We start from the raw sequence: 26,005 nt of genomic DNA, 5'->3' as shown, positions 1-26,005 counted from the left end.
GGTGGTATAGTGCAGGCCTCGAGGTTTGGCCGGTGCAAAAAATCCTCCGGCTGCTGGAGGTGGTACGAGTTCTTCTATGGCCTTTACCCGCTCAAGAATCAATGGCCTGGTTTCTTCATCTTGTTTGATGTACTTTTCTAGCATCCTCTGCATATGAGAATCTTTAGCCCACCAGGCGTATTCATAAGCGGTGCAGGTAAAGGTGCGACCTGAGTAGTCGGTGAAGGGGATGTTATTGGCCCTTAAGAGTTCTTGGGCGAGTTGTGGGGCTTTTTTAAGCAATACTTCTGCCTCAATTTGTTGACCGTAAGCGACATGCTGTAAAAACTGTTTGGCATCAATTTGCGGCTTAAAATCAGGGCGTTCTTGTTTTAGTTGAGCTAAAAGTGCTTCTTTGAGGTTTGGGTCTTGGTAGCTGTTAATATCTTCATACAAAGCCTGCAAAGCATGGTCATCCATTTTCGATAAATCAAGCTCCACTTCATTCATGTCGGCATGAATGTGCTCATTTTTATGAGGGATAATGTTATCGGGTTTATCAACGGTCTCAAAATCTTGTTGTGCATTTTGCAAGAAGGCTTGTGTGGATTCTTCTAAGGTATCATTAAAAAAATCAGTCTTCATGAAGTGGGCAAAATGGGTGGCGATACATCCTTGATGAGCGACAAATAATCCTTCTTTTTTGCTTAATAACATAAACTCATCAAAATGAGGCGAGTCTTTGATGGTGTTGTAATGGGATTTAAAGCTTTCTTTCAGTGTTGCAATGCGCTCTTGAGGAATAGGGCTTGTGAGTTGAAACTCGTTTTGATGCTGATTGATATAATCAATGAGCGCCTCTTCTACGGAAGCTCTGTGCGCCAACGCTTGTTTTACTGATTTGGCTAAATTGCTAGTGAGGTCAACATGGGCTTCTAAAACCTGACCCAAATTAGCTCCTGTTATTTCTTCCTCACGACATGCGATGTTAAGCTCTGCTAAAAAGAACTGGGTTAATAAAGACAGTCCTTCTTGGTTATCAACCGTGTAAAAAGGGGAATCTTCAATCACGTCAAATAGATTGGGGGCACAATACTCAAGGAGAGCTTCTGTATAGTCTCGATGCGTTCCAGGATGTTCAACTCCAAGAACCAGCTCTTCATCTAGGTAGGCTTGATTCACCGGAACAGAGCGCACATAAGGACCACCTTGGGTTTGGTCGAAGCTCACCTCAATACCTAGGTAAGCATGAGTTTCTTGGGTTAACAGCGCTCTGATGTGTTCAAAATCAACAGGTGAGCCTGCAAGTTTTGATAAAACCCGTGCAATCAAGCCTTCCTTGGATTTAGGGGTAAAAACCAGCCCTGCATAGCGACTCGATAAGGTCTCATAAAGTAATGAGTCTTTATGGACTACTTGACCATTGACCAAGTCATCATGATGGGCACTAAATACTGGAGATATCGCTGTAGTACGTAACTGCACGTCCTGCTCTCTAGGCCGTAATATCACGCTGTATAAATTCGCATCGTCTGCTTGCATTAAGCTTTCTAGCGGGGCAGGATAGTTGGGAAAAACTTGCTTTAAGGGCTCTGTAACCAGCTTTTCTTTTTGAACGTGTTTTAGCATGCTTAAATACATATCAATCTGCAAAAGTCGCCGCTCTTTAAGTGCTTTTTCCTTTGAATCAGGCAAATACTTGATATCAAAGGCTAATGCCTCTTTATAATCTTCCAATATCCTAGACGCAGCATGCGGTTTATCAGCATCTAACAGACCAAAGAATTCTTGCAAAGAATAGACCGACTTACACGTATTATCCAAACCAATGTCTGTGCCACTCATAATAGGCATTAATAAGTGAATGACATTGGTTTTAGGGTTCACGTAAATATATCTTGGCGCTAGGGGTTCTTTGAGAGATAGTTTCATTGAATTGAACTTAATTTGTTATTAATGGGTGATATTGTAACGTGGTGAATTTTTTTTAATAGTCTAACGGAAAGTCAGTTTTCAAATTGCGAGCAACATACATTCTTGCCTTTCAATTTGAATTGTTGATCAAATCATACAGAGCTGAGAATCGAGTTTATTAATTTAATTCTCAAAATATTCCCAAACTGTTGTAACAATAATTAAAATTAAGAAATTTTATAAATACTGATCATATCTAGAATAATTTACACTATTTATGTAATAATAACTTGGCTAATAAATGTCTTTTTAGAGCTTCACCATTTCCTTTTGAGTAATTATATGACAATAAACGACCTGGAGTATAAAAAATGAATTTTTTGAAAAAACTATATGTACAAGTTTTTCTAGGCGTTTTTCTTGGTGTTTTCATCGGTTATTTTTTTCCGGATGTTGGGGTTCAATTAAAAGCTCTTGCTGATATTTTTATCAAAATTATCAAAATGTTAATTTCTCCTATTATATTTCTTACCCTTGCTGCAGGGATTGCTGCAATGAACGATATGAGACAAGTTGGTCGTTTGGCTGGTGGTGCATTGCTCTTTTTTATGTTCACTACGACGTTTGCTTTGGTGATAGGGTTAGGAGCAACGGATTATTTTAAACCTGGTGTTGGCCTGAATATTGATCCTGGTTCACTGGATGCTGCAGAAGCCAGTTCCTATATAGGCGATGTACATAAACCGACTAATATTTCAGATTGGCTAATTAATATTATCCCCAGGACTTTTGCGAGCGCTTTTGTAGATGGGGAAATGCTTCAAGTAATTTTTGTTGCAATATTATTTGCCATAGGGCTAATCCTTACTGGTGATGTAGGGAAATCTTTAGTTTCTGGAATGCAAATGTTGTCTAAAGTATTTTTTAAAATCATCCATTTTGTAATGTATTTAGCACCAATAGGTGCTTTTGCAGCAATGGCGTTTAGCGTTGGGAAATTTGGAGTTGGGCCATTATTTAATTTAATTCGGTTACTCGCTTGTTATTATCTAACTTCCATTTTATTTATATTGATGATCTTGGGAACGATTTTGCAATGGTATTGCAAAATTAGTATTTTGTATTTGCTGCGTTATTTAAAGGATGAACTTTTAATAGTCTGGGGTACTGGTTCCTCTGAGACGGTTCTTCCAAGTCTTATGGAGAAACTGGAACGATTAGGATGTGATAAGTCCGTTGTTGGTTTGGTTTTGCCTTTAGGCTATTCTTTTAATTTAGCTGGTACAGCTATTTATTTAACGATGGCTGCCATGTTTATTGCCCAGGCCACTAATACTCATTTAACTATTTGGCAGGAATTGTCTCTTCTTTGTGTCATGATCATTAGTTCAAAGGGGGCGGCTGGGGTATCAGGAAGCGGATTCATTGTGTTGGCTAGTTCTTTGGCTGCCATTGGTCACATCCCCCCCGCAGGTGTAGTGCTTGTGCTGGGAATCGATAAATTTATGAATGAAGGTAGGGCAATTATTAATATGGTTGGGAATGCGATAGCTACTATTATTATTTCTAAGTGGCAGCAGGCATTTGATTATCAACAGGCTCAACTAGAATTAGGCGAGAAAGAAGCACTAGAACCAAAGAATATTTATGTCAGCGAATCTTAGGATTTTGGTTTTCTGGGATTAGGGGGGCTTCTATATTCTTATGTGCCTCTTGTTCTTATAAAGCTAGATTGGTATTGAACGCAGCAAAGCACAACATTGCGTTCGATACCCATCTGCGCGCTAAAAACATATCAAATGTTAGCGCCTCCCATTGAGACTTATTGCAAACTCTTCTTGAATTTCTGTTGTTTCTTTTTTCTGTTTGTTTATCAGGCTGAAAAACTTTAAGGAAGTATTATGGCCAGAAGAAAGCTCTAATTGATCGGATAGATTATCCAGTATGTATAAAAGCGCTTCTTTTGCGTCAATATGTTTTATCCAATCTCTGGAAAAGTGGGTTAGTTTTGCTTTGCTGTTGATTAGATTAAAGAGTTTGCAACAGGAAGAATCAGGCTTCAATGAATAGCAATGTGTTTTGGAAAATTCACTGAGTAGTTCAAAGGATTTGAGTAATATCTTAATTTGCTGATCCGTCTCATTGGTTGCTTTTAATTGATTGACTTCTTTGATGTTGCTAATTATTCGAATTTGAGTTCTATAAATTTGCAAACTCATATCATATTGATAGCAATCGAGAATATTTGTGGCAGTTAACGCTTTATTAGTTTGGGAGGTTTTTAAAAATTCTGCAGTATTCTTACAATATTGACTTAGAGTATTGAAATAATACTCAGTACCTTGAGGATTTATTTCTTGCTCAGATTTGCCATAGGCAAATATTAAGGCCGGTTGAGTGCCATACTCTTCAATAAATTTATCGATAAAATAACCAAGAATTTTGATTAAGTTAAAATTCTTAGTACTATAAGCAACATCAAGGTTAATTGCTTGAATAATATTATCTAATTCAGTATCCAAAACTTCAAAATGGTCATTATTTTTATAGATCCGAGAATTGGGATCTCCTTTATTTAACAAAAACATCTGATTGGCAAGATCATCAAAAATGACTTTAGTATCTTGATTAAAGTGTTTTTGAATAAATAGCCTAATTTTGAATTTGACTTCATTACTAATTTCCTTGTTATTAACTTCTGACAAAGTAGCCAATTGTTTTAGCAATAACATTCTATATAAAATAAATTCATCTGTAACACGTACTGTTTGCTGTAAAGGATCAAGCCCAAATCCAGGTTTGACTTTATGGCAAAGAGATAATAAAAAAGCATAGGAATTATTAAGGTAAGCGTTAATATTTTCAGCCGTTATGGGTTCTCCTTGATCTCTTCGGGCTATACCTAACATTTGTCGGTATACTGGATCGCCTAAAAAAATACAATTTGACGTATATAAGGGCTCATATTTCTTAAATAAGTTAAGTGCCGTATCACATAAATGCTGATAAGGATTATGCCCTAGCTTTTCAGTTTCATAGGTAGGAGTAAAACGTATTATATGAGCAAAATCTGATTCATTGCCCTCTAAACCTCCTTTTTCTTTAGGATTAGAGTAAAATTCCAACAATGCGGGTGGTATGTATTCTAATTGACTGACAATCTCAAGAACCTGTTCCTTGATTTTGGGAATTAATTCAAATTCTTCAATCACCGAACGGTTTTCTTCATTACGCAAATACCTCGTCGTATCGTGAATCCATTTTGTTAATAATTTAGATTTTTTTTTGTTAACTGAGCGAATGAGTTCTTGAGTTTGTATTCGGCTTTGAATAATTAATTCTTTGTATTCATCACCTAAATCTACTTCAACTGCTTTACTGTGGCGATATCGAGAGGCATATTCTCTTAGCCATCCAGATACCGAGCCTCTGGCTACTTTTTTTTCTATAGTGTTTAGGAGGAAATTTTGATTTATTTTTTCAAAATCCCTAGTATTTTCAATTAATTCAGTGGTTATTTCTTTTTTTAATAAACTCTCTTTTTTTAAACGTAAGAATTCTCCATTTATCATATCAATCGATTGTTGAATGTGAGTTCTATTATCAGCAGAGCGTTGATAAGTTAATAGGCTGAGTTTATTAATTAGGAGATGAGCACAGATACTGGCAAGAGCAAATACCAGAACAGATAAAGCTATAACCGCCCATAAAAATGCTCCGCCGGCAATGATACTCATAGTTATCCCTACTATTGGTGCTAGAACGACACCCGCAAGGAGTGAAAAAATAATAGGATAACGAGCTATTACTCCTTTCTGGTTCATCTTTTCAAGTAAAAAATCCTTTGCTAGTAGCATAAATTTTAATTGAATTTCTTGTGTAAAGGCCAATCGGATTTGTTCTGATTCAGACATTTTATTGACCCACTTGACGAGAGGGGATTGATGCTCGCTTTGAATTTCTACATCGTGTACCCTATAAAGTGATTTAAAACCAGTGTTAAAAATGTTACTTAATTCACGGGCAAAATATATTTCGATAGCCAAATGTATTGTTTCTTTGGGTTCGTTGGTGATTTTTGCTCTAGTAATGAATTCTTCTCTTGCATTCGGTTCAGTTGGGGATTTGCTTATTTTGCCAAGAAGAAGCATTTCTCTAAAATGAAACAATTTGATAATCTTTATAGAAATGCGTTCACATTCTTTTTGTATTAGATTAGATAATTCTGTTTGTTTTTCTAAATTTTTATTAAATTCCTTCTGAGCATCTTCTGGAGCTCCTAAGAATTCATTATTAAAATAATCAAATAAGATATCGGTTATTGATTTGCCTAAAGCTAAAGAAAATACCTCTGCTGCAACAAAGTTGAATAACGAATTATCATTAGATGTACTGATATCAAAAATAAAATTTCTTATTGATTCAGGGATAAGTAATTTTGCTTTTTCAAAAAAATAGGATGAACCTGCGGTTTCTTTTTCCAAAGAGGAAATGGTGCTTGGAGCTTGGCTAAGCGCTATAGTATCCAGATAATGATTCGCTAATAAGCGTGTATCTTCGATTTTTTCTACCCAGGAATATAGTTTTTCAGGGTGTTTTGATTGCTCAAAATATACCCCGAAATGCGCTATCATCTGGTTTTCCAGTAACTTTTTATGATTATGGTGAATGGCTTTAATTATGGCAATTTCCTTGGCATTCAGTTCTAACATTCTTCGCATCCTCGTAGAGTTATTAGATACAGCCTTTGCTTAGCTCTTTTTCTGAAAATGTAGAAAAAGAAAATAAAAGATTAGGAGATTCTTTCCCTCTCTCAAGGAGGGAATTTGAACATTAACTACACAGCTCTGTCCTTAGGCTGGTCTATATGTTCTCTTGGCAACGATAATATTCCATATACTGAGCATGATTTATATGCTGCTCAAGATAGACCAATAGGGTTATTCTGGCAATACAGTGTATTACAAACTTTAATCATGCAATTTCGTACCATATAATCTGTCTCCAGCATCTCCCAAACCAGGGATAATATACCCATGATCATTCAACTGTTGATCAACTGCAGCAGTGAAAATAGGGACATCAGGGTGTTCTCCATGGAAATTCGAAATTCCTTCAGGGGCGGCTAAAAGGCAAAGAAATTTAATTGATTTTGGGTTTAAGGCTTTGACTTCTTTCACTGCAGCAATTGCCGAGTTCCCTGTAGCCAACATAGGGTCAACAATAATCACATCTCTGTCTTGGGTATGTTCTGGTAGTTTGAAATAATATTCGATTGCTCCCAGGGTCTTGGGATCCCGGTAGAGGCCTATATGGCCAATTCTGGCATTAGGGACTAGTTGCAACATACCATCCAGCAATCCATTACCTGCACGTAATATGGATACAAAAACAAGTTTTTTCCCTTTTAAAACTGGAGAGGACATAGTCGCCAAAGGAGTTTCTATTTTTTCATATTGTATTTCCAAATCTCTGGTGACTTCATAGGCCAATAACATGCTCACTTCATGCATCAATGTGCGAAACTTCATTGTGCTTGTTTCTTTTTGGCGCATTATAGTGAGTTTATGTTGAATTAAAGGATGATTGATAACCACAACTTGATTTGCGTTCATTACTATTCCTTATTAAAAGACGGTACCGTCACTGATAATTTCTATTGGGGGTGTTCCAGTGATTCGTTTTTGTTGAGCAATACGCCGCCCAGCTTCCCAGGTTCCTCCTTGTAATATCTTTGCTAAAGGAAGGGAATCCACATCTCTATTGAGTTTTTGCCTGATTAGGACTGCCAGCTCATCCAGCAAAGCTACTGTTAAGGCACGCCATTCGACGATGGCTTCTGAACCAGGGTCTTGCGGCTGCTGTAGAATCTCACGATTCTTAACTGTTAATAATTCTGTATCAATTAGTAAACCACCATTTCGGTACTCAGGCAAGCTAGTTAATGCATTCAAGTCAGTAATGCTAATTCCCGCTTGTTCTAAGGGCTCTACTAAGGAATAAGTTAACCATTGTGATAATTTATGAAAAGGAATGTACTCCGAACCTGGCTCCTCAGTTTTTAGTGCGCTATGAATCCAAACATCCCCTAAGGATACTCCATGATATAATAAACGGACTGGCCATATGTCATTAAAGGCATCTAGGGTAGATTTGAATAATTGGATTGCGGATAATGCGTTATTACTTTGTAATGATTCAATGTAAGAATAGAATTCACCAAGACGCTCTTTATTGTTAAAATATTGTCTATTACTATGAATTATTGCTCCAAGGCGATTAAGTAACGATACGCGTCCAGGAATTCCTTCTAATAGATTGCTTGATGTGACCTGAAAACCTTTTATTAGCTCTTTTTCTTTAAACGCGAGCAAGCGTTCGGCATCTACGCGGAAAGGATTTTTTGGATCAGCACTAAATGCCCCACTTTCATAAAGGGATAAGGTAGCCAACGCTAAGCCTTCGGAGCGGCTATATTCTTTCCTTGTTACAGAATCGGTATAATGCCATAACGGCCCAGCTCCGGCATCCAAAAGAACACTTATAATGACCAGTTCATAAAGGATCTTCCCCCATGCCGTTGGGGAGGTGGGGCCAAGTTGTTTTCGTAGGTTACTAATCCTATCAATGCTATCCACTTCAAAATGGCGCCAGCGGCTATGGTAAGGAATATTCAGATCGGGGTAGCGATGGGTTATTACCTCAATGATATAAGAAGCAGTGGCTTCCATGTTTTTAGGGTTGAAGGAAAAATGTTTCAATTGATCCTGTTTGGCGAAATTTAAAATACGTTGTGATTGAACACGAATAGTGCGAGGATCTCGCAGAGCTCGCAAAACATTTTGGATATTTTGTTCTTCGTTATTCATGAAGTGCACGTCCTTTGGGCTTAGCTAATTCATTGATATCAATAATTCCTTCTGGTGAATAGTAGCCTGCTGCACGCTTGGCATCTATTTCTACCTTAGCGTCAGGAGGAATTAGTTCATCCGGAATTTTTATTCGTTGAACAACCTCTATTCCTGATTTTAGTAAGGCATCGTATTTCATATTTGACATAGACACAAAGCGATGGATTTTGGTGATCCCCAACCAATGAATGATGTCCGACATTAACTCTTGAAAACGCATGTCTTGTACACCGGCAACACATTCAGTTCTTTCAAAATATTTGGCTGCAGTGTCTCCTCCTTTTTGTCTTTTTCTGGCGTTATACACCAGAAATTTGGTCACCTCTCCTAATGCTCTGCCTTCTTTGCGATTATAAACGATGAGCCCTGCTCCGCCGTTTTGTGCGGACTCAATGCATAATTCGATTCCATGAACCAAATAAGGTCTACATGTACATATATCAGAGCCGAAGACATCAGAACCATTACATTCGTCATGAATGCGGCAGGTTAGTTCAATTTCTGGTTTGTGGATGGTGGTGACATCACCAAAAAAATAGGCGGTTAATCCTCCAATGGGAGGTAAGAAAACATCCAAATCACTACGAGTTACCAATTCAGGAAACATTCCTGCTGTTTGCTCAAAAAGGGTTCGTCTTAATAAAGATTCAGAAATTTGAAAACGTTCTGCAATTCCAGGTAGGTACCAGACAGGTTCAATCGCTGCTTTTGTGACTACCACGTCGCCCGTTTCGCTTAAAATTTTACCATCAGGTTTTAGCCGACCTTTTTGCATTGCTATATGCAATTCGGGGATATTGATATGCGCCCTGGTAACAGCAATGGTTGGTCTGATATCGTACCCAGCTTTTATTTCATCTGAGAAAACAGAAGCAACAAGATGCCCCCAGGGATCGAGTGAGACGATTTTCCCAAGTTGACTCCATTGCTTATGAGGACCTATAGCCACAGGAGGCAGAGTATCACTTAAATCAGGTACATGTTCAGGATCCAATAGGCCAGCAGCTACTGCTAAAGCTCTATAAACGGAGTAAGAGCCGGAATGGGTGCCCACTGCATTTCTATTTTTGATATTGGTTAGAGAAGCAATAACAGGCCCTCTATTTTTAGGGTTATCTTCTCCCCATTTGATTTTTAGAGGGGCCTCTGTATGACTTGCTGGGTGTGAAGACAATACGATATGACCTTTTGATTTTTTCTTTGAATCATCTGGTGACATGATACTAATTCCTTTTATAAACTGGCTAACCAATCATATACTACTGCGTTGGAGTAGGAAACATTGCCTACCTGACAATGGCTTCCTGCTCCTTCAAAATCACTAAATTCATATTGTTCCGAATTCGTTATTTGACAAAACTCCTGAAATTGCTTCCTAGGTTCTCCTCCTTCGCCATCCCCTAATAAGGCAAGGCAAGGAATTTTCATTTGTTTTATAGAGTCGCCTACAGTAAATTTTTTTAAATAATGAAATGTTGTTTTAAAAGAAGGTTGTCCAAATCTTCTTATTAAATGTTCTGTTTGTGCTTTTAATTGGGGTGGCATGATTTCATTAGATATAGCCGGTATGTCTTTAATGCTAAAATCATCTGAATCTGGCATTTCACAGGGATCCATTTTTACAAATGAACACATATAAGTATGTAAATTTAGGATAGGGGAGTTAGCGATCAGGATTTTAATTCTTGGCTCACAGCTGGCAGCACGGGTTGCGAAATAGCCTCCAAAACTAATGCCCATCAAAGCCAGCTTAGCCATATTGACTTCTTGCCTGAATTCAAAGTAATTAATGACTCGCTTGACCACCAGATCAAAATCGGGTTCGAAATAGGTGTCGGAATATTTTCTAAAGACATCCATTTGGCCTGGGCCCGCAAAATGAATGACATTATATCCCCGTTCTACAGCAGCTAATCCGCGCATGAAGAATTCCTCTTCCAAAGTACCATCAAAGCCACTTACTATCATAATAGTGTCGCGTTTTACTCCATCATTGGCAGGAGAGATGAAGTAAGCAGGGAGATTAATGTTTTTATAAGGAATAGAATGATTCTCAAAATGGACATCCATACTGGATAGGGCAGTACAAAAGCAATCTGCTGAATTGAGACCTAATTTTCTGTGATGCTCTGAAGAAGGCGGAGAGTAGTATTCGGCAGCTCTAAAAGAGTTAGAGGCTTTAAATAATTGTTCTCGACCGCTAATGACATGGTTCTTTACTAAGCGATCCAAACCATCTTTTTTTTGCCACTCGGCCAGACGTTCAAATTGTTTTACCCATTCCTCAGGATCACTGGTTTTCATTGCGTTGGCAATATGCAAACATTCACCAACGGATGCTGCTCTGTAGGCACTAGAGCCTAGCTGTCGGATCAATTGGAAATCCATTTCTGCGTCCGTAAAGCCCTTTACAAGAATATCGCCACGGCTGATATCACTCACTTTTATTTCTCCGTTACCAGAATGCCATTGATTTTAATAGTAACGACACATTGCAATAACATCAATCTTATACTCAAGAAACTTCAAAATAGTATCCTGTGGTCATTATTCTTTAAAAAATTATCTAAATCTCGTAGTTCGAGTATTTTTAATTTATTGAATTGAAAAGACAATCTCGTTAATATACTCGCCATATCAGTCAGGAAGATTCTTAAAATTATGTTTACTATCATTGTTTGCCTGTTTATCGCAGTATTATTACCTTACCTAGCAAAAATTCCTGTGGCTTATGCTATGCATAAAGCGGGTGGTTATGACAATCATTATCCTCGGGAACAACAAGCTCGCTTAGAGGGTTTTGGTGCAAGAGCTCTCGCAGCACACCAAAATTCTTTTGAGTCTTTACTGATATTTGCTACCGCTGCCTTAACAGCATTAGCTACGAATACAGTTTCTTTGGTAAAACAATATTTAGCGATGGGGTATATCATATTTCGTTTATTCTACCATTTGCTTTATTTACTGGATTGGTCTTCACTAAGATCTATTGTGTGGTTTGCAAGCTTATTATGCTGCCTCTCTATTTTATGGCTAAGTATCCCTTAATTTTTTTGCGGTGTACCTCAAATCTCTCTTCCCAAATCGGAAAAAGATAAAAAATAATGGCATTCTGATGGTAAATTGATATTGATCGATCTATTTATCATCTAATTTGCTTGAAACTCTTACTCTTTGTCTTTAGCTTTGATATCTTAAATAGTAAATAGGCCTCTTCCGAAGCTCTGCTAAAAAGAGTAACTGCTTCGAGGTACGATGCGCGAATTCTAATGCAACTTTGTGTGCAGCCCGGTTCCATGCCTCGTTTCCCAGTATTTTTTACTGTGCAGTAAGTTTCGAAAGAATTCTGATAAAAAGTTCCAGATTTTTTACAAGGATGTGAATATGTCTGACTTACAACAATTGCCTAATACCATCATACGATTTTCCTGGCATTTCATTAAAAATAACCCCTGGCTTTATGCTTTATTTTTTATAGCCCCAATGGTGATGGTGTTTGAAACTAATGTCATTCCTTATTCTTTAAAAATGATTGTTGATGAAATAACCAACTATCAGGGAGATAAAGACGCTATTTTTCATGAGGTTGCGCCGGCATTATATTTAGGAGGAAGTGCGTGGTTCGGAGTTATCCTGGTTTTACGCTTACATAATTGGTGGCAGGCCCATCTTATTCCACGATTTCAAGCGAATATCCGCATGACGCTTTTCAGTTATTTAATCCAACACTCGCATTATTTTTTTTCTAATCAATTAGCGGGTAATTTAGCAAATAAAATAAGTGATATACCCCGATCTTTAGAGGCTATACGAAAAATTATCTCATGCAATGTGAACACTACTTTTGCAGCAATCACGGTTTCAATTATTTTAATGCTCACTATTAATCCTTGGTTTGCCTTCATCTTGTTCAGTTGGATCATAGTACAATTAATAATTAGCTTTTATTCAGCAAAAGAGATCAATAAGTTGGCAAGAAAGAATGCAGAAGATAAAAGTATTTTGAAAGGAAAGATTGTTGATTCTTTGAGTAATATTAATACAGTGAAATTATTTGTCCAAAATGAATATGAAAAAAAATACGTTTGGAAGACACAAAATAAAGAAGTTCAAAGCAATAAGCGATTGGTTCTATTCATAAATTTTTTTCGTCTTTTGGTAGATATTCCGGTCAGCATTATGTTAGTGGTGATGATTTATTCCGTAGTCAGTTTCTGGCAAAGAAATTTGATCAGTACAGGAGATGTTGTATTTATATTTACTACTTCATTTGCCATTATGAATCAAATGTGGAACCTTAGTAATTCACTTTGTGATTTATTTGTGGAAGTAGGGATAGTAAAACAAGCACTTGCCATATTATCCCAACCTATAGAAATTCAAGATGCTGCAAATGCAAAGGAACTAAAAGTGACACAAGGTGAAATTCGGTTCGAGAATGTGACGTTTCATCACAAAGACGGCCAGGAATTATTTGCTAAGAAATCGTTAGTTATACCAGGTAAACAAAAAGTTGGGCTTGTAGGGTATTCAGGGGGCGGTAAGACAACCTTTATTAATTTAATTCTCCGATATTTTGATGTCAATAGTGGGAGGATATTGATTGATAATCAAGACATTAGTCAGATCTCCCAATTTTCTTTAAGGAAATCAATTAGCATGATCCCTCAAGATACTCATTTATTTCATCGTACTTTATTAGAAAATATTCAATACGGTAAAGAAGATGCTACTAAAGAAGAAGTTGTTACAGCGGCTTCTTTGGCAAACTGTATGGATTTTATTCAAAACTTACCTCATGGCTTTAGTACCATTGTTGGAGAAAGAGGAGCAAAGTTATCAGGTGGGCAAAGGCAAAGAATTGCTATAGCAAGAGCATTTTTGCATCAGACTTCCATATTGATTTTAGATGAAGCCACTTCACAGCTTGATTCCTTAACTGAAGAATGCATTCAAGAATCCTTACAATCACTATGTGAGGGGAAAACGACTATAGTCGTAGCACATCGTCTTTCAACGCTTCTTAATATGGATAGAATTTTAGTTTTCGATAAAGGAGTTATAGTAGAAGATGGAACGCATGAAGAGTTAATAGAGAAAAAAGGGTTATATAAGTCCATGTGGGATGCTCAAACTGCTGGATTTTTGCCTGATATACGAGAGGAGGATGGCAAAACTCATTATGAAGAGTTAAAACGGCCGTATCGAGCACATGCTGAATTTTCTTAGCTTGAATAGGTACAAAAAAATTTTTTCTCACTGGTAGGCGGGTGGCGAGGAAGGAGATTTAACAATTTATTCTTCTTCCTTAACTCATACTATCGCCCTCCTATTCCCCCTTAAGTGAAGGAAATTAATAGGAGGATTTAAAAGATAGGTTTTATTTCGCTAAGATACTGCTTCTGGCGAATTTGTTTTAAAGCGACGACTGCGAGCAAATTTCGGGAAGAAAGGTCCGATTTTAATAATAAAATCATAAGCCATCAGAAGAGCTCCTAAGGCAAAGACGACATCTCCTGGAAAACGAAGCCACTGCCATACCAGAGTGGTATTATAGAATTCAAGACTCCTAGCATAAGTTAGTCCATGCTCGTATACAGCCATTAATTGTGACCAGCCAACAGGGAAAAAATTTAGAACAATCCATAAGAGGATGCCTGCGTTATATAACCAAAAGGCATAAATACCCAATCGGTCATTCCATGTCTTATTTTCACCGGCAGCGTATCTCAGACAAAAATAGATTAAACCTAGTGCAAGCAGTCCAAATGCGCCAAATAGAGCGGTATGGGCATGATTTAAGCTTAAGAAGGTACCGTGCTCGTAATAATTGACTAGGGGTGCATTAATGGTTCCACCTCCAAAAACGCCTGCACCAATGAAGTTCCAAAAGGCGGCGCCCAATATATACAGATAAGCCAGATTGTATGTAAATACTCCTTGCTTTTTAATCAATTGTCTATGCTCGATAGCATCAATAATAAGAAGTACAAGCGGTAAGACTTCAATAAACGAAAACACCGACCCCAGGGGGATCCACATTTCAGGAGCACCTATCCAGTACCAGTGATGACCTGTACCAATCACTCCACCCAAGAAAATTAAAATAGACTCAAAGAATACAGTTCTTTCTGCTGCTTTTCTGGAAACTAAACCGGTTCCCATTAATACGTAGGCAGTGGCGCAAGCAGCAAAAAATTCAAAAGACTGCTCAACCCAAAGATGCACAACCCACCAACGCCAAAAATCAGTTATAGTGAAAGATTTTTCGATACCTGTTAAAGGAATCATTCCAAAGCAATATAGAACCGCTACATTGATAGTACTTGCCCAAAAGAGGTTTTCAAGTTTGATTCGGCCTGTCCAAAATTCAATAGTGGCTCGTTTTAATCCTTCCCAGGTAGGCCACATGCCTCGGAAAACAATAAAACTCCAAAGAAATAGGCCAATACAAAAACCAATTTGCCAAAGCCTGCCTAATTGAATATAGGATAATCCTTGATTCCCCAACCAAAACCAAGCTTTATCAATATACCCCATAATGCCCAGATAATTTCCAACGATAGCGCCTCCAACTACAAATAATGTGACGTAAAACAGGAAATCAACTAAAAAGCCCTGTCTTTTTGCTTCCTTACCACTAATGATTGGTGCCATAAATATGGCTGCACTTATCCATGATAATCCGATCCAGACAATGGGGGTTTGGATATGAACATCCCGAAGGAAATTAAATGGCAACCATACATTGACATTGATGCCATAGAAGCTTTCACGTTCTGCATAGTAGTGAGCCATAATGGCGCCTACAGCAATTTGAATCAAAAGAAACAAGGCTGCAACAAGGAAATATTGGCCTACTTTACGCTGACTTTCGGTTAAAGGTTGGAAACCTGAAAAAATAGGTTCCATGAGTCCATAATCCACATCACTTAAATAACGGTGGTAGATGTAAAGAACGACCCCAAATCCCATAAATACAAAGCAAAATGAGACCCAAGTCCAATAAAAAGTTCCCGCCGATGGGGTATTACCAACATTTGGCTCGTAGGGCCAATTATTAGTGTATGAAATATTTTGATTTGGGCGACGGGCTATGGTCGTTAAAGAGGAATAAATGAGAAAGTTTGCTGTTTGAAGGGCCGTATTAGGATTTAAACTGTAGGCTTGGGTATAACCTGCTTTAAAATTATGATTAAGTAAATATTGGGTGATTTCAGTTTGTAGTTGTCGGATAGAGACAGCGATAGCAGGTGTTAATGTACTGGTTTTTTTATTGAGTTCAACATGTTGTAATGAATTTTGCATTTCTTTATTAACAACGTATTGTTCACTTTCTGTTAATTTAGAATAGCTTTTATTAAAATGAATTCTGGCTAATTCTTCCTGAACGAGTTCCCCTAAACGCACCAGGTATTTTGCTGTATAGTCTTCACCAAAATAAGAACCCATACCGTACAAGCTGCCATAATCCATTAGATCAGCACGTTGAAAGCCCGCTTTTCCTTCTATAATATCCTGAGACGTCATCACAGTTTCGCCCGTAGGAGTTATGAATCTATCTGGTAAAGGTGGGACTAATTGATATGTTTTAACAGTACCCCAGATAAGTATGAGAAAGCAGATAACAGCAGTAACTAATAAAACCCATTTTAAAACATTCGTTATGGGATCAAACGATGGATTAGAATCCAATTGGGGCTTGTTTAAAATACTATCCATTACGCAGTCCTTTGCATTGCTTTTTAATTAAGGTAGAGATTATAAATAGAATTGTTGTTAGGAACAATGTGTTTAATCTCCAAGAGCCCCTAAGCAATATCCTATTTTGTTTTGATTGTAAATAATGATATTGTTGTCGCGCTGGATTGAACTTAACCTAAAGGATATTTGATGCACCAGAAACATCCTGCTCAAACTAATATACCCCAAATTGATCCATGGCTTGTTTTTGTTATTTTAATGTTGATGGTTTTAATGCAGACAACCACAGATCAGTATATTCCTTCTCTACCAGCCATTACTAAAGTATTTCATAGTACGGAAGCATTGCTTCAGTTAACGATTTCTATTTTTATGTTTGGTTTAAGTATTTCTCATGTTTTTTATGGTCCTTTATCAGATAAAATAGGACGTAAGCCTCCATTAATGTTCGGAATTGGATTAAGTATATTGGGTAGTTTGTTTTGTTTTTTTGCTCCCTCCGTCAGTGTTTTAATTTTTGGCCGATTTCTTCAGGGATTTGGTATTGGTTGCTGTAATTCTGTGGGTCGTTCTTTGGTTAGAGACTTATTCACGGATAGGTTATTAGCTAAAATAGGTTCTTATGTTGGAGTCGTCAGTATTTTTATTATGGCCGCTTCACCTACTTTAGGTGGATTTATTCAGGAGCAGATAGGGTGGAGAGCTAATTTTTTCTTCCTGTTTATTTTTGGGATTCTTGTTTGGCTTTTGGCATTTGGTATTCTTCCTGAAACCAATAAGCAGCTCAATCCTGATGCAACCAAAATAAAGGTAATGGTTAGGAATTATTTTATTCTGTTACGCAATAAGGTGTTTTTGGGATATACACTTTGTGCCTGTTTTGCTTTTGCTGGGATAGTTGCTTATCTGACCATTGCGCCATTTTTATTTCAGGAGGTATTAGAGTTAAGTCCCTTGGAATTTGGGCGATTAACTTTTTTTATTGCAGGAGCAATATGTTTTAGTGGAATTGTGAACAGCCAGTTAGTCATGCTGAAAGGGATTCCTTTTATGGTTTGCATCGGAGTTCTTTTTATGATCATAGGTGGTTTGGCTATGCTAATTGTTACTTTATTGGGCTGGATGCAAGTCTATTTTCTTATGATTCCAGTGGCATTATTTAGTGCTGGCGCTGGATTTACGTTTATCAATGCTTTTGCAGGAGCCTTCCATCCATTTCCGAAAATGGCGGGAACAGCAGGGGCATTATATGCCAGTATGCAAGATTTAAGTGCAGCACTAACCAGTGGCATTATTGCGGCAATTAAGGGATATGGTCAATATTCTTTAGCAATTATATTACTGATCTTAGGTTTAAGTTCCTTGGTGGCGTGGTATTATCTAGCCTTGGAAGATAAACATATTTAAGCTTAGAGGTTTTGATGAAGATTACCGATGAAGAATTAAAAAGTATTATTAGTAAATTGTCTGGAGCTAAAGCCAGTGAAATTCAAGCGGATACAGCACTAATAGAAGATTTGCACCTGGATTCTTTAAAAATTGTTGAACTTTTGGCTATTCTTGGTGAGGATTATCAGTTAGAGATCACTGAAGAAGACGCAATGAATTTCCATACCTATAAAGATTTGTACGATTTTACCCAAGCTTGATGCTTTAGTTCAGTAGAAACGGTTAGGTCGGTGTTGGTCAAAAATGACCCAACATATGAGTCAGATCAGATGGCTTCAAGTAAAGCACAGGCCGCAATTCCTCCCCCACCTGCTGCGACCAAAAGAATTTTATCACCAGATTTTATACCGCTTTGGGTTCTTAGCTGAGCTAATGCAATGCCTACACTGGACCCTGATGTGTTTCCAGTTTCTTCAACAGTTTTTATAGTTCTTTCTTCAGGAAAATCTAATTGCTTAGCTACAGAGAGTACTAAATTTTTATTTCCCTGATGCGGAACCAGCCATTGGATATCAGAAGTTATCAAATTTAATTTTTTCAGAAAGTCCTTAGCACTATCGGCCATTCCATGGACTGCTTTTACAAACAAGGCAGTACTTTCTTTAATAGTAATATAAAATTGCTCCGGATCTTGACAAAAGGCCGCAGGTAAACGAGAACCTCCAGCAGGAGTAGAGACAGTATCACTTACTTCACCATCGGCAAACAAGGCAGATGCTATAAAACGAAATTCAGCCTCTTCTTTATCCTGAGAAACACTGCATGCTGCGGCACCGTCTCCAAATAACACACTAGTCGCGAAATTATTTTTATTTAAAAATTTGGAGCGAATTTCACTTGCAATCAGTAATACGGAACCAAGGTTGGTTTGAGCAAGAGCAGCACTTGTATGCAAACCAACTACAAATCCGGCGCAGGCAGCGCCTATATCAAAAGCTCCTGCGCTTTGAAGACCAAGCCTATACTGCACAAGAGGGCTGCTTGGTGGAGAAGGGTAATCCCCAGAGATAGTAGCTAAAATAATTTGGTTAATTTTCTGTTTTTCCTTAGGCTTTGCTGTGAACAATTGCTCAGCTGCTAACACAGCAAGATCACTACAAGCCTGATCTTCATTAACCCATCGTCTATTTTTTATGCCTGTTGAAAATCCTATGACTGCGGGATTTTGAGTACTCCCCATCCAATTAAGAACATCTTGGTTGCTCATAATTTTCTCCGGAAGAGCAACAAAAGGGCCTTTGATGTAGATAGGTTTTTCGGATAGGAAAAAATTCATGATAACAATCCTTCTGAGCGCATTAAAGGCAGACCCCCGCTGACTGTTATTACAGAGCCTGTCATAAAAGAAGTTGCTGACAGGAGTGGATCAATTGCTTCCGCAACCTGACTGGGTTCTCCCATGGTTCCCTGAGGAATGATTTGGGTTACTTTTTCTTGATAAGTTGGATTTTTCCAGAATTGCTCAGTTCGAGAAGTTTTAATTAAGCCTACTCGTACAATATTAGATAAAATATTGTTAGCACTGTAATCAACAGATAAATTTAAAAACAATCCTTCCAAAGCGGCCTTGGCGGTGCAATAAGCTGAGTAACGACTGGTTCCTACTATTGCTGAAAGACTTGAAACTAATACAATACGTCCAAATTTTCCACTTAAAAAAGCAGGTAGTAAGCGATGGATGAGCCAGATATTGCCATGAAGATTGTTATCTAGGTAAGTACGTACTGAATTATACGGTAAGGCATGCAATTTACGCAGTTGGGTAACTCGAGTGAAAGCATTCAGTATCAAACCATCAAGAGGTTCCTCTAAAAGAGATTTCAGATCTTCTTCACAAGCTTTTGGGTCCGAAAAATTATAAACAAAACCTTTTACTTCTATGTTTTGTTGATGATAGATTGCAAGAGTCTGCTTAAGGCTGGCATCATTAGAACAGGTAATTATGATTTTGTCGCCTTGTTGGTGCCGTCTTTTGACTATAGCTTGAGCAATATCAGAAGACCCTCCTGTAATTAAGATATTCATTTTGCCCCCAATTCAATCAAATATTGTTCTATGGTATTGATTGATTCATAACGTTCTTTTTCAAGAGGGACAACAGGAATTTTAATTTTAAATTCACGTTCCAGTTCAATAATTAACAGAGCCAACATCAAACTATCCAAACCACCTTCCTCTAGTCTTGCGCTCCTATTATCAGGAAGATTAGCAAGCCCAATTCGCTCTAACACTTGTTCAATACGATCACTTATCATTTTTTTTCCTTATTCTTATTAAGGCAATCGGTATTTAAATCCAAGGCATTCCTGTTTAATTTCCCATGTTTATTCCGGGGCAAGTTTTGCATCATATGGATTTTTATGGGTAATTTTTTAGGTAGAAGATGCCTTTGTATTTTTTCTGTCAAATTTTGTTCAGAAATAGAGTAAGAGAGTGGATTCTTTTCAATACAAACCATGAGACGAACCCCATAAATTTTATCTTCAATAGGAAGAATGATGACCTCTTTGATCCCTTCAATTTGGCAAATTTTATGTTCAATTTCTGAGATATTAACTTTTTCTCCCCCAATATTGACTATGTTATCTCGTCGCCCCTTAATAGTTATCAAGCCGTTAGGTAATATTTCTGCAATATCCCCAGTATACAACCAACCATTTTGTACCTTAGGACTTTCTTCTTCACCAAGATAACCCAACATCATTTGCCTACCACGAATTAATAATTCGCCTTCATCAGAAAGCTTGGCTTCCCAATCTCCAATGAGATAGCCAGCATAATTTTCCATAAAAAGCGGATCCTTACTGGAGTAAGTCAATACTCTTGGGGAAGCCTCTGTTAATCCATAGTTATTATAAATTACTGCATTAGGAAATATCTCCTTTAAATCCATTCTTAAAGCAGTTGGCAATGGTGCTCCAGCCGAAACAATTGCTGCTATTTTGGAAGCGCTCTCAGGATAGCCTTTTGCTATCGCACTAATAGCTACCCAGTGGATGGCACTCCGCTCCACATTTGGGGAATAATGCCTTGTTCCATAAGCATTTTGATGTCTGTAAATTGGGTAATAAGTTGAGTACTCAGTCCTGCTATTAAACCAGGTAGCAGTTGACCAAGAAGACCAAAGGAATAAGATAAAGGTAAAAATAATAATTGATTTTGGACCTTTTCAAACCCCAGGGCCTTAATGACGGCATGACAATTGGCCTGTATATTACTATTTGATAGTTGAACTGCCTTAACCTGCCCTGTGCTCCCCGAAGTAAAGAGAATAAGCGCTGTTTGAGGATGAGGGGTTATAGTTTTATTTTCATATAATTCTTGTAATTCTCCCTCATCATTTAAGACAGCAGAGGTACCTAAGAGAGAAAGTCTCGTTTGTTTTTCTTCTTCTGATAGAGTGCCGGGAAACAGAGCTGTTGGTCGATTGGTTTCTAAACATGCTAATAGCTGAATAATAAATTCAATGCTCGGAGTTGCATGAAGAACAATAATGGCTTGAGGAATTTTTTGTAATTGTTCTGAGCGTTTTAAAACGTCAGCTTTTAATTCATCAAATGTTATGGCTCGGTTTTCTTGGTGAATTGCTATTTTATTTGGAAAATCGGGTATTAAAAACAGCATGGTTACTCCTCAATTTTATTGAGTTGCCAAACAGCAACGACAGGTAGAGTACTATCCAAGAAGTGTTTGCGACAAAAGTGCCTACGTATTTTTCCGCTGGTTGTGTGCGGCATTGCTTTCAAAGGGATTAACACGATCGTATGCACTTCTAATTGATGATTTTGATAAATGAGCTCAAAAATGTTATTGAATAATGCTTCTTGAGTGGGCTCGTCCATAAATCGGTTTTTTACTTCGCACATTACGGTTAGTTTGTAGTCATGATCCTCTTGAATGACAAAAGCGGCACATTTCCCTAATGAACGATGCAGAGGAGAATGAATTAGACTATATTCTATGTCTTGAGGGTAGTGGTTCTTCCCATAAAGAATGATTAAATCTTTAATTCGGCCAGTAACATATAACTCCTTTTCATGCATAAAGCCCAAATCTCCGGTTCTTAAGTAGTGTTGATTACTACTATCCCCCTTAATTTTACCCTGAAAAGCATGTTTTGATTCTTCTGGCTGATTCCAATAGCCCTGAGCTACGCTATTGCTATGGACCCAAATCTCACCAACCTGGTCTGAGTCGCAAGGGATTAAAGTATCAGGATCAATAATTTTAACGGTTTGAATGAAATTGCCGCTACTGACTAATGTATAGCTGTCTGGATTGCTGTCGTCCGAAAACTGTATACGATGATCCTGAAATTGTTCTTTGGCCAGGGTTAGAGTTCTATATGGAGATCCGGGAGTTCCTCCGGTTACTAATAAAGTGGCTTCAGCCAAACCATAGCATGGATAAAATGCTTCTTTGCGAAATCCATAATTTTTAAACGCTTGATAAAAATGTTCCATGGTTTCCTTTCTAACGGGCTCTGCTCCGTTAGAAGCAACGAGCCAGGAACTTAAATCTAAGCCTTCTTTTTTTTCTTCTCTGATGCGTTTGACGCAGTAATCATAAGCAAAATTTGGGCTGCCGCTGATAGTGGCTTTATATCGGGTAATATTTTTTAACCAAGAAAGGGGATTTTGTAAAAATGAAAAAGGAGACATCATTATTACGGGTACCGCCCCATAAATAGGCGTCAGGATACAACCAATCAACCCCATGTCATGGTGGGGAGGTAACCAACTAAAGAGAATGGTTTCATCATTCATTTGAAATGAGGTAAAAATTTTATCGAGATTGTCCATTAAGTTATGGTGACTTACTATGACTCCTTTTGGATGCATGGTTGAGCCAGAAGTATATTGAAGAAATGCTATCTCGTTGCCAGTAATTGCAACCGGTCTCCAATCATTACTTTTGCTTAACTCAATACCATCGAGAGCTAGGGCAGGAATTTTTAGAAAAACAGGATTGGCTTTTAATTCATCTGTTGTGAATCTATTAAGATGATCAGCGGTCATTAGTGCTATGACAGGCTTTGAATTAGCTACAATGAGTTGTGCTTTGTCTAATAATTTTTCCTGTGCCGGAGGATAAATTGGTACAGCGATGCAACCAGCATAAAGACAACCAAAAAAAGCCTGAATAAGGGGTAATCCGGGAGAAAATAACAGCAAGATCCTATCACCAGTTTTTGCTCCTTGTGCTTGCAAAGCAGCGCCAATGGCTTTGGCATGTTGATCCAGCTGTTCATAGGTCATATCCTCTTCTAAATCCCTATTTAGAAAAGTGCAGATTTTCTTTTTTGGACTATATAAAGCTCTTAATCGAACTACATCAACTAAAGATTGACATTGTAAAAGTTCTGTTTTCACTGCTAAATACCTTTATGCTAAAATGATGCTTTGTGATAATGAATGACTTGTCCTGCATAAGAAAGACCACCTCCCACACTCATCAAAAGAATTTTTCCTGGTTTATCAAATAGTTTCTCATTTACTGCTTTTGCTAATGTATAAAGAATTGATGCGCCACCGATATTTCCTATGGTGTCAGCATCCCATAGAATTATTTTATTTGTTAAATGAGTTTCGCGAAGTACTTGTTCTATTAGCTTTCTATTGACTTGATGTGGAATAACCCAGGTTATCTCATGCTTTTCTTTTTCTGTAGGTAGTAAATTATTAATCATTTCCATGTATCTGGAATAAGCCAGGTCTTTCATTAATGTTTCGTCCCCAACCAAATGGTAACCAACGGAGTCTATTTGTTCATGAGTAGGGGGAAATACTCCCTGAGTCGTAAATGCGTCAACGTACCGTCCGTCAGTAGAAAAAAAACTTTGTTCGATCGTAAAGGGCCCTGTTTTATTTTTTTCCAAAAGTAGGGAGGCTGCGCCATCTGCTAATCCTATCCAGGTTTTTTCATTTTCAGGGTCAATAACCTTGGATAGAGTTTCAGAACAGCAAACCAAAATCTTCTGGTAGCCCAAAGCCATTAAGGCATAAGCAAAATGCAGAGTCGATAAGGAAGTGGAGCAACCTGTTTTTAAATCGTAAGCAGGCGCATTTAGTCCTATATTTCCAAGTACAGCGGCAGCTTGAGAACCGGTAAAGCGTTTATTTGTGGTAGAACCTAAGAGAAATGCTTCTATTTTTTCTGGACGATATTGAGATAAGAGTTGATTGACCGCCTGAATGGCTAATGATTCAGAAGTCAGCTCTCTTGACGTATCGAGGGATTCCCAGGGTTTATGGCACCAGTATCTCGTGTAAAATCCAAATTCTTCGCCTATTTTTTCTGCAAATTTTTCAAGAAAACCTTGCGATTTATCAGAAGTTCTCGGAAAATTCTTTAGGATTTCCAGATTTGTGATAGGACCAGATTGAGGTAGGGCTCTTGATGCTGCTGTAATGTCGAAGCATATCTCTGGTTTTAAAATATTCATAAAGCTGCCTTAATTTATCTAATCCGAGGAGAAAATTACACTCCTTTGTTGTGCAAAAGCAAGAATTTTCTGATCAGATTAAGATAAATAGTTCTAAAATTATACAATTAAGCGTAGCCTATTTTATTAATTAATTATGATGAAGTACGGACACCTCAAATATTGCAGGTACAAGATATGTCTCACCAATCTACAGACAGGGCGTTGATCAAATGGATAGAGGGTTTGATTGATGAACAAAGTTTTTTACCAATAGGCTCTGAATATGCCCCAGATAAGAGGCTGCAATTGGCGTTAGGAGCAGAAGTGATTACTGGATTAGCCAAGATTAATCAAAGGCCAATAGCCATTTATGCGCATAATCCTTCTGTAAATAGAGGCTATGTTACTCGCCAAGGGGCGAGAAAAATCATTCGCTTGATGGATAAAGCCGAAGAGCTGCGGATTCCTATTATTGCTTTTTTAGCCTCCCCGGGTATCTCTCTGGAAGAAAATTTATTAAGTGGTGATGAATACGCTCAAATTATTACTCGCAATATTAAACTGTCGGGCATCATTCCACAATTTGCAGTGATAGTGGCTCCTACCCTTGGAGCACCCGCTTATTCTGCGGTCTTAATGGATTTGCTGTTTTTTAATAAACACAGGAGCTATCTTATGGTTACCAGCCTATGGTGGTGCAGCAAGCCATTGGTGAGAAAGTCACTATGAGTGAGCTCGGTAGCGCATCACTCCATGCGACCACAACAGGCATTGCCGATTTTGTGGATGATAGTGTGGCCGCACAAATAAATCATGTGAAAGCCATGCTTGGTTTTTTCCCTGCGCATACTAATGAGCGTCCGCCGATTCATTCTGTAATAGAACCTACTCATCCTATGCCAGAAATTCCTGTGAATCCCAGAGTACCATTTAATATACTGAATTTAATTCAAGCGGTGGTGGACAATTCCAATGTCATCCAATATAAGAGGACGTATGGGCAGGCGATGATTTGTGCGTTTGTACACATACATGGTTTCGCTGTCGGAGTGGTGGCTAACCAGAGCATTCGTTATAGCGGGGCTATTGATTCTGATGCTGCCCAAAAAGCAGCGAAATTCATCAGAATATGCGATGCCTATTCCATACCGATTTTGACCTTCATTGATGTCCCGGGTTTTATGCCTGGAAAAAGAGAAGAGCAAAAAGGCTTGCTACAGCATGGCGCCCGATTTTGTGTCGCTATGCAAACCCGAGTACCCAGGTTAAGTGTTATTATCCGTAAATGTTATGGGGCGGCTGCTTTTCTCATGATGCAAACCAAGTCACAAAATGGAGATTTGGTGTTGGCTTTGGAAACAGCAAATCTCGGCGTTATGAGTAAGGAAACGACCAGCAAGGTACGAGCTATGGATGGGCAATCAATTCAAGAGGAATCACAACAAGCAGCAGAAATGCTATCCATCGACGATTCGCTGGTGGATGCTTATTCTTTAGGATTAATTGATGAAATTATTCAGCCGGCACAAATTCGCAGCCGTTTGGCGCATTATTTAGAGTTTCTGTATAGAAAAATGGATAATATGCCTCCTGCTAAACACTCTATTGTATAAGGACAATG

Annotated in this window: 18 protein-coding genes and 2 pseudogenes; 7 read left to right on the top strand and 13 right to left on the bottom strand. The window is 38.0% G+C overall.

Annotation, left to right across the window (positions count from 1 at the left end; translation table 11 throughout):
• A partial coding sequence (locus OK13_RS03155; protein WP_035887592.1) for a hypothetical protein occupies positions 1 to 1,911 on the bottom strand: 1,911 nt, incomplete at its 3' end.
• A 353-nt stretch (positions 1,912 to 2,264) separates the two neighbouring features.
• On the opposite strand from OK13_RS03155, the gene dctA reads away from it, so the two are divergent.
• Positions 2,265 to 3,557 (top strand): C4-dicarboxylate transporter DctA, encoded by a 1,293-nt coding sequence (gene dctA, locus OK13_RS03150; RefSeq protein WP_035887580.1) that lies wholly within the window; start codon positions 2,265 to 2,267, stop codon positions 3,555 to 3,557.
• 138 nt (positions 3,558 to 3,695) lie between these two features.
• Here the strand turns inward: dctA and OK13_RS03145 are convergent, their stop codons facing one another.
• Positions 3,696 to 6,605, bottom strand: a complete 2,910-nt coding sequence (locus OK13_RS03145; RefSeq protein WP_035887579.1) for a hypothetical protein — start codon at positions 6,603 to 6,605, stop codon at positions 3,696 to 3,698.
• Between the two features lie 114 nt (positions 6,606 to 6,719).
• Between OK13_RS03145 and OK13_RS14530 the strand changes: the two genes are divergently transcribed.
• Complete coding sequence (locus OK13_RS14530; RefSeq protein ID WP_160264730.1) at positions 6,720 to 6,890, top strand: hypothetical protein; 171 nt, start codon at positions 6,720 to 6,722, stop codon at positions 6,888 to 6,890.
• Here OK13_RS14530 and upp read toward each other — a convergent pair.
• Genes upp through OK13_RS03125 form a run of 4 tightly spaced genes read right to left on the bottom strand, consistent with a single transcriptional unit; the run spans position 6,864 to position 11,246 of the window.
• Entirely contained in the window at positions 6,864 to 7,508 is a 645-nt protein-coding gene (upp, locus tag OK13_RS03140) for a uracil phosphoribosyltransferase (protein WP_035887578.1), read from the bottom strand. The two genes, OK13_RS14530 and upp, sit on opposite strands and share 27 nt — an antisense overlap.
• A gap of 12 nt (positions 7,509 to 7,520) precedes the next feature.
• Positions 7,521 to 8,762 carry a URC4/urg3 family protein gene (locus tag OK13_RS03135; RefSeq protein WP_035887576.1) on the bottom strand — a complete coding sequence of 414 codons (1,242 nt, stop codon included), beginning with the start codon at positions 8,760 to 8,762 and terminating at the stop codon, positions 7,521 to 7,523.
• Positions 8,755 to 10,023: a GTP cyclohydrolase II gene (locus OK13_RS03130; RefSeq protein ID WP_035887575.1), complete on the bottom strand. Its 1,269-nt coding sequence runs from the start codon at positions 10,021 to 10,023 to the stop codon at positions 8,755 to 8,757. Before OK13_RS03130 ends, OK13_RS03135 begins: the two co-directional genes overlap by 8 nt.
• A gap of 14 nt (positions 10,024 to 10,037) precedes the next feature.
• Positions 10,038 to 11,246, bottom strand: coding sequence for an alpha/beta hydrolase family protein (locus OK13_RS03125; protein WP_035887573.1), 1,209 nt, complete (start codon positions 11,244 to 11,246; stop codon positions 10,038 to 10,040).
• Between the two features lie 219 nt (positions 11,247 to 11,465).
• On the opposite strand from OK13_RS03125, the gene OK13_RS03120 reads away from it, so the two are divergent.
• Positions 11,466 to 11,852 (top strand): MAPEG family protein, encoded by a 387-nt coding sequence (locus OK13_RS03120; protein ID WP_035887572.1) that lies wholly within the window; start codon positions 11,466 to 11,468, stop codon positions 11,850 to 11,852.
• A gap of 336 nt (positions 11,853 to 12,188) precedes the next feature.
• Entirely contained in the window at positions 12,189 to 14,033 is a 1,845-nt protein-coding gene (locus OK13_RS03115; RefSeq protein ID WP_035887570.1) for an ABC transporter ATP-binding protein, read from the top strand.
• A gap of 159 nt (positions 14,034 to 14,192) precedes the next feature.
• Here OK13_RS03115 and OK13_RS03110 read toward each other — a convergent pair whose 3' ends face one another.
• Positions 14,193 to 16,526 (bottom strand): nitric-oxide reductase large subunit, encoded by a 2,334-nt coding sequence (locus OK13_RS03110; RefSeq protein ID WP_035887569.1) that lies wholly within the window; start codon positions 16,524 to 16,526, stop codon positions 14,193 to 14,195.
• A gap of 171 nt (positions 16,527 to 16,697) precedes the next feature.
• Between OK13_RS03110 and OK13_RS03105 the strand changes: the two genes are divergently transcribed.
• Both OK13_RS03105 and OK13_RS03100 read left to right on the top strand, forming a co-directional pair.
• Positions 16,698 to 17,915 (top strand): multidrug effflux MFS transporter, encoded by a 1,218-nt coding sequence (locus OK13_RS03105; protein ID WP_035887567.1) that lies wholly within the window; start codon positions 16,698 to 16,700, stop codon positions 17,913 to 17,915.
• Positions 17,916 to 17,929: 14 nt separating this feature from the next.
• A complete protein-coding gene (locus OK13_RS03100) occupies positions 17,930 to 18,157 on the top strand; it encodes an acyl carrier protein (protein ID WP_035887565.1) in 228 nt (75 codons plus the stop codon).
• Between the two features lie 65 nt (positions 18,158 to 18,222).
• Here OK13_RS03100 and OK13_RS03095 read toward each other — a convergent pair whose 3' ends face one another.
• The 6 genes and pseudogenes from OK13_RS03095 to OK13_RS03070 all read right to left on the bottom strand — a co-directional run bounded on the left by OK13_RS03095 (position 18,223) and on the right by OK13_RS03070 (position 24,402).
• On the bottom strand, positions 18,223 to 19,233 hold the full coding sequence (locus tag OK13_RS03095; protein WP_035887563.1) for a 3-oxoacyl-ACP synthase III family protein: 1,011 nt from the start codon (positions 19,231 to 19,233) through the stop codon (positions 18,223 to 18,225).
• On the bottom strand, positions 19,230 to 19,982 hold the full coding sequence (locus tag OK13_RS03090; RefSeq protein ID WP_035887561.1) for an SDR family NAD(P)-dependent oxidoreductase: 753 nt from the start codon (positions 19,980 to 19,982) through the stop codon (positions 19,230 to 19,232). Before OK13_RS03090 ends, OK13_RS03095 begins: the two co-directional genes overlap by 4 nt.
• Positions 19,979 to 20,212 (bottom strand): acyl carrier protein, encoded by a 234-nt coding sequence (locus OK13_RS03085; protein ID WP_035887559.1) that lies wholly within the window; start codon positions 20,210 to 20,212, stop codon positions 19,979 to 19,981. Before OK13_RS03085 ends, OK13_RS03090 begins: the two co-directional genes overlap by 4 nt.
• Positions 20,209 to 21,581 (bottom strand): annotated as a pseudogene (locus OK13_RS15990) (class I adenylate-forming enzyme family protein). The gene OK13_RS03085 and the pseudogene OK13_RS15990 overlap by 4 nt, the downstream one beginning before the upstream one ends.
• A gap of 2 nt (positions 21,582 to 21,583) precedes the next feature.
• Positions 21,584 to 23,329: a fatty acyl-AMP ligase gene (locus OK13_RS03075; protein ID WP_035887557.1), complete on the bottom strand. Its 1,746-nt coding sequence runs from the start codon at positions 23,327 to 23,329 to the stop codon at positions 21,584 to 21,586.
• Positions 23,330 to 23,346: 17 nt separating this feature from the next.
• On the bottom strand, positions 23,347 to 24,402 hold the full coding sequence (locus OK13_RS03070) for a 3-oxoacyl-ACP synthase III family protein (protein ID WP_035887555.1): 1,056 nt from the start codon (positions 24,400 to 24,402) through the stop codon (positions 23,347 to 23,349).
• Positions 24,403 to 24,579: 177 nt separating this feature from the next.
• Between OK13_RS03070 and OK13_RS03065 the strand changes: the two are divergent.
• Positions 24,580 to 25,997 (top strand): annotated as a pseudogene (locus OK13_RS03065) (acyl-CoA carboxylase subunit beta).
• Positions 25,998 to 26,005 lie beyond the last annotated feature (8 nt).

Origin of the sequence: Legionella norrlandica (genome assembly GCF_000770585.1) — a bacterium.
Classification (GTDB): Bacteria; Pseudomonadota; Gammaproteobacteria; order Legionellales; family Legionellaceae; genus Legionella; species Legionella norrlandica.
This window is presented reverse-complemented; position numbering and strand designations above follow the sequence as displayed.

Excerpts from the sequence above, each read along its gene's own strand:
- dctA (WP_035887580.1), top strand. The coding sequence starts at position 2,265 with ATGAATTTTTTGAAAAAACTATATGTACAAGTTTTTCTAGGCGTTTTT.
- OK13_RS03145 (WP_035887579.1), bottom strand. The coding sequence starts at position 6,605 with ATGTTAGAACTGAATGCCAAGGAAATTGCCATAATTAAAGCCATTCAC.
- upp (WP_035887578.1), bottom strand. The coding sequence starts at position 7,508 with ATGAACGCAAATCAAGTTGTGGTTATCAATCATCCTTTAATTCAACAT.
- OK13_RS03135 (WP_035887576.1), bottom strand. The coding sequence starts at position 8,762 with ATGAATAACGAAGAACAAAATATCCAAAATGTTTTGCGAGCTCTGCGA.
- OK13_RS03130 (WP_035887575.1), bottom strand. The coding sequence starts at position 10,023 with ATGTCACCAGATGATTCAAAGAAAAAATCAAAAGGTCATATCGTATTG.
- OK13_RS03120 (WP_035887572.1), top strand. The coding sequence starts at position 11,466 with ATGTTTACTATCATTGTTTGCCTGTTTATCGCAGTATTATTACCTTAC.
- OK13_RS03115 (WP_035887570.1), top strand. The coding sequence starts at position 12,189 with ATGTCTGACTTACAACAATTGCCTAATACCATCATACGATTTTCCTGG.
- OK13_RS03110 (WP_035887569.1), bottom strand. The coding sequence starts at position 16,526 with ATGGATAGTATTTTAAACAAGCCCCAATTGGATTCTAATCCATCGTTT.
- OK13_RS03105 (WP_035887567.1), top strand. The coding sequence starts at position 16,698 with ATGCACCAGAAACATCCTGCTCAAACTAATATACCCCAAATTGATCCA.
- OK13_RS03100 (WP_035887565.1), top strand. The coding sequence starts at position 17,930 with ATGAAGATTACCGATGAAGAATTAAAAAGTATTATTAGTAAATTGTCT.
- OK13_RS03095 (WP_035887563.1), bottom strand. The coding sequence starts at position 19,233 with ATGAATTTTTTCCTATCCGAAAAACCTATCTACATCAAAGGCCCTTTT.
- OK13_RS03090 (WP_035887561.1), bottom strand. The coding sequence starts at position 19,982 with ATGAATATCTTAATTACAGGAGGGTCTTCTGATATTGCTCAAGCTATA.
- OK13_RS03085 (WP_035887559.1), bottom strand. The coding sequence starts at position 20,212 with ATGATAAGTGATCGTATTGAACAAGTGTTAGAGCGAATTGGGCTTGCT.
- OK13_RS03070 (WP_035887555.1), bottom strand. The coding sequence starts at position 24,402 with ATGAATATTTTAAAACCAGAGATATGCTTCGACATTACAGCAGCATCA.